This is a genomic window from uncultured Abyssibacter sp. (assembly GCF_964000955.1).
GTDB lineage: Bacteria > Pseudomonadota > Gammaproteobacteria > Nevskiales > OUC007 > Abyssibacter.
Window position 1 is genome coordinate 1 of the sequence record NZ_CAXFCL010000302.1, and the last position, 4,023, is coordinate 4,023.

Here is a 4,023-nt window from a genome sequence, read left to right on the forward strand (position 1 = left end):
CGACAACATCCTGTGGTTGAACGACGACGGCGACACCAGCTTCGCCACCGGCATGGAAAACTACCAGGGGCCAACCACCGATGACGGAGAGTCCGTGGAAGGCAACCTCGTCGAGTTCAACAACATCGAGGATGTGCTCACTCTGGGTTCACCAATCGGATCGAACGATCTGGTGACGGCCGTCGGCGGCGACGCACTGGTCGCGAATCCGGATTTCACGGCCAGCTTCTATCTCGGTCCCGACAATGCCTCGGAAGACTTCTACACGACGCGCAGTGCATTTGGTGAGGGACTGGAGGACACCAGCACCCAGGTCGATGGCACCTTGGACACTGGCGCACTGGACCTGGGCTATCACGAGCCGTTTGGTGAAGGCGCCCTGCTCCCGACCGGCGCCAATCCGCTGTCGACCACGCTGGGCTGCGGCGAGTTCGGCGACTTCGAGAGGACGGTGATCTTCCGCCCCGAACACTCCGGCAGCGAAACCGGCCCGGGCCATGCGCTCGTGGTCAGCATTGATTCATCGTCGCTGGTGTTCCCGACCGCCCGCACGTTCCTGGACCCGGCGGGAACAGGCAACTCCGTCTACGCCGTGGACCGCGGCGATGGAAGCTACGCGTTCGATATCGCGACGGAGTTCCAGAACGGCACGTTCACCGCTGACTTCAGCTTTGGCGTCGGCCAGCAACCGGTGGAAAGCGTGGTGTTCAGCTACGACTACAGCAACTGCGGACAGACCGCGTTCTAGCGGCAAGCTGATGCGAACCGGGTGGCTACGCGCCACCCGGTTCCATGCCACTGAAGTCGAGCGACTAGCGCATCAGGTCTTCCAGCTCGTAAAGACCTGGCGGCTGCGAACCCAGCCAGGCGGCCGCGCGCGCCGCCCCACGCGCAAAAATCATCCGGTCGGTCGCGCGATGCGTCAGTTCGACACGCTCGCCATCCATTGCGAACAGCGCGGTGTGCTCCCCAACGATGTCGCCTCCGCGAATCACGGAGAAACCGATCCTACCCTCTCCGCGAGGCCCGACCTGGCCGTAGCGGGTCCAGTCCGCATGATCCTGCAAATCCACCCCTAGCCCCTGCGCGACGGATCGCCCGATCGCAAGCGCGGTTCCGGACGGAGCATCCACCTTTCTGCGGTGATGCGCCTCGATGATCTCCACGTCGGCCTGCTGACCCAGCACCTCGGCCGCCTTGCGGGCCAGCATGCGCATCAGCACCACGCCCACCGAGAAGTTGTCGGCACGCAGCACCGGAATGGTTCGGGACGCCTGTTCCAGCGTCTGCAGCTGCTCGTCGGTGAGCCCGGTGGTGCCGGTCACCAGCGGGGAACCCGCGTCTTGCAGCAGTGGTAATGCGGCCACCAGTGCGGCCGGCGTGGAAAAGTCGATGACGGTTGCGCCGGCAACCAGTCCGTCCTCCAGCGAGCCGCTCACCGTCACGCCTGCCGGCTCCAGTCCGATCAGCGCGCCACAGTCCCTGCCCACGACAGGACCGTCGGGGCGATCCACGGCGGCCACCAGGGTCGTGTCCTGTCGCTCGCTCAGCGCCCGCATCACGGACTGGCCCATGCGCCCGCCGGCGCCCAACACGCATACCTTCGTCGACATCCCGATGCCTTGCTTGGAGAATGGCGGCTGATTATCCGTTCACCGCGACCCCGCGCAAGCGCACCGCGATCCGCATGGCCCGACGATGCTCGATTCCCCCATCATCCGACTGATCATCCGTCTGCTGGTACTGGCGGTGGTCTTCGCCGGCTGCATGGCCGCGTTCGCGCTGTCCAGCCGCGAGCAGTTCACGCCGGCCACGTTGCCGGACGCCATGCCCGTCGTGATCGCCACCGGCTCGGGTGCCGCGGTGCTGCAATGGGGGCAGATTCAACAATCCCCGGTTCCGCTGCGATTGGCGCGGACGGCCACCGGGTGCCTTGATGCCTTTCACTGTGTGCAGGTAGCGACGGGGGAAGCCACGATCCGCCAACGGATCGTCGGGGGTTATGCGTGGTGGCAGCAGCGGATCGCCGATTCGCGCATCACGCAGGCCAGCGGATTCCGCCTGACACTGGTCATGGCGTTTCCGGCCTTTCTGATCGCCGCGGTGATCTCGCAGCTGCTCGGATGGTGGCTGCGCCGCCGCGCCCGCCACTGACGAGATCGTGGCCTACTTCACCCGCTCTTCGAAAAAGCGTCTCGCCTTCGCCATCCAGCTCTGTTCTTCCGGGCTGTGCTTCTCGCCCACAGTCTCGCCGAACTCGGCCAGCAGCGCTTTCTGCTTGGCTGACAGATGCACCGGCGTCTCGATGCGCACCGTGCAAAGCAGATCGCCGATCCCGGCGCCACGGACGCTGGGAGCGCCCTTGCCGCGCAGCCGGAAGGTACGACCGGACTGGGTGCCCTCCGGAATCTTCAGCGTTGCCCGGCCCTTCAGCGTCGGCACCTCGATCTCGCCGCCCAGCGCGGCGGTCACGAACGACAGTGGCACCGCGCAGCGCAGGTCGTTGCCGTCACGCTCGAACACGTCGTGCGGACGCACGTTGATCTGAACGTAGAGGTCGCCGGGCGGCGCGCCGCGGTCACCGGCTTCGCCTTCTCCGGTCAGACGGATGCGGTCACCGGTGTTCACGCCCGGCGGAATCTTCACCGACAGGGTTTTCTCGCCCTCGACCCGACCCCGGCCCGAGCAGTCCCGACACGGATCGGCGATCACCTCGCCACGGCCACGGCAGGTCGGGCAGGTCTGCTGCACCGAGAAGAAGCCCTGCTGCATCCGGATCTGTCCGACACCGCTGCAGGACGGACAGGTCTTGGGGTCCGTTCCGGGCTTGGCGCCGGTGCCGTCGCAGGTTTCGCACTCGTCCCAGGTCGGGATGTGGATGGTTTCCTCGACGCCGTTGACCGCATCCTCGAGATCGATCGGCAGGTCGTAGCGAAGATCCGCGCCGCGCGCCGCGCGCGCGCCGCCGCCTCCGAAAATGTCGGAAAACACATCGCCGAAGATGTCACCAAAGCCACCGCCGCCAAAACCGCCACCGGCAGCACCGGCGACACCATCGTGGCCGTAGCGATCATAGGCCGCCCGCTTCTGGTCGTCGGACAACACTTCGTAGGCTTCGGAAGCCTCCTTGAAGCGTCCCTCGGCCTCGGCATCACCCGGATTACGGTCCGGGTGATTCTTCATCGCCAGCCGGCGGTAGGCCTTCTTCAGCTCGTCGGCGCCCGCATCACGGCCGACACCCAGGACTTCGTAGTAGTCGCGTTTGCTCATGGCGCTCGGCCAAACCCCGTTCTAACCAAATAAAAAAGGAGCGAGCGGGCCAATCCTGGCGTCCGCCCGCTCCTTGTCACGCCTCGATCAGGCGCTCTTCTTCTCGTCGTCGTTCACTTCCTCGAACTCGGCGTCGACCACGTCGTCGTCCGCGCCCGATGCCTCGGCTCCGGCAGCGGCCCCTTCGGCGCCGCCCTCGGCCGCGTAGGCCTTCTCGGCGATCTTGGCGGAAGCCTCGGCCAGCGCCTGGGTCTTCGCCTCGATGGCGTCCTTGTCGTCGCCCTTCAGCGCTTCCTGCAACTCGCTGATGGCGGTTTCGACGGCGGACTTCTCGTCGGCCTCGACCTTGTCGCCAAGATCCTTCAGCGTCTTCTCGACACCGTGGATCAAGCCTTCCGCCTGGTTCCGGGCGTTGATCAGATCGGCGAACTTCTTGTCGTCCTCGGCATGCGCCTCGGCGTCCTTGACCATCTTCTCGATCTCGTCATCCGACAGACCGGAGCTGGCCTTGATGACGATGGACTGGCTCTTGCCGGTCGCCTTGTCCTTGGCCGACACGTTGAGGATGCCGTTCGCGTCGATGTCGAAGGTGACTTCGATCTGCGGCGTACCGCGCGGCGCCGGCGGGATGTCGGACAGATCGAAACGGCCCAGCGACTTGTTGGCGCTCGACTGTTCGCGCTCACCCTGGAGCACGTGCACCGTCACTGCCGGCTGGTTGTCCTCGGCCGTGGAGAACACTTCCGACTTGCG

5 protein-coding genes are annotated in these 4,023 nt (G+C 65.7%); 2 read left to right on the top strand and 3 right to left on the bottom strand.

The window, feature by feature from the left end; all coding sequences use genetic code 11:
- The coding region (locus tag ABNS06_RS14405; RefSeq protein WP_348675291.1) for a hypothetical protein at positions 1 to 748 on the top strand (748 nt) is incomplete at its 5' end.
- 64 nt (positions 749 to 812) lie between these two features.
- On the opposite strand, the gene dapB is transcribed toward ABNS06_RS14405, so the two are convergent.
- Positions 813 to 1,613 (bottom strand): 4-hydroxy-tetrahydrodipicolinate reductase, encoded by an 801-nt coding sequence (gene dapB / locus ABNS06_RS14410; protein WP_348675292.1) that lies wholly within the window; start codon positions 1,611 to 1,613, stop codon positions 813 to 815.
- A gap of 85 nt (positions 1,614 to 1,698) precedes the next feature.
- On the opposite strand from dapB, the gene ABNS06_RS14415 reads away from it, so the two are divergent.
- Complete coding sequence (locus tag ABNS06_RS14415) at positions 1,699 to 2,154, top strand: hypothetical protein (protein WP_348675293.1); 456 nt, start codon at positions 1,699 to 1,701, stop codon at positions 2,152 to 2,154.
- A gap of 12 nt (positions 2,155 to 2,166) precedes the next feature.
- Here the strand turns inward: ABNS06_RS14415 and dnaJ are convergent, their stop codons facing one another.
- Complete coding sequence (dnaJ, locus tag ABNS06_RS14420; RefSeq protein ID WP_348675294.1) at positions 2,167 to 3,270, bottom strand: molecular chaperone DnaJ; 1,104 nt, start codon at positions 3,268 to 3,270, stop codon at positions 2,167 to 2,169.
- 87 nt (positions 3,271 to 3,357) lie between these two features.
- Positions 3,358 to 4,023 (bottom strand): Hsp70 family protein (locus ABNS06_RS14425; protein WP_348675295.1); only part of this gene is annotated, 666 nt, incomplete at its 5' end.

Excerpts from the sequence above, each read along its gene's own strand:
- dnaJ (WP_348675294.1), bottom strand. The coding sequence starts at position 3,270 with ATGAGCAAACGCGACTACTACGAAGTCCTGGGTGTCGGCCGTGATGCG.
- dapB (WP_348675292.1), bottom strand. The coding sequence starts at position 1,613 with ATGTCGACGAAGGTATGCGTGTTGGGCGCCGGCGGGCGCATGGGCCAG.
- ABNS06_RS14415 (WP_348675293.1), top strand. The coding sequence starts at position 1,699 with ATGCTCGATTCCCCCATCATCCGACTGATCATCCGTCTGCTGGTACTG.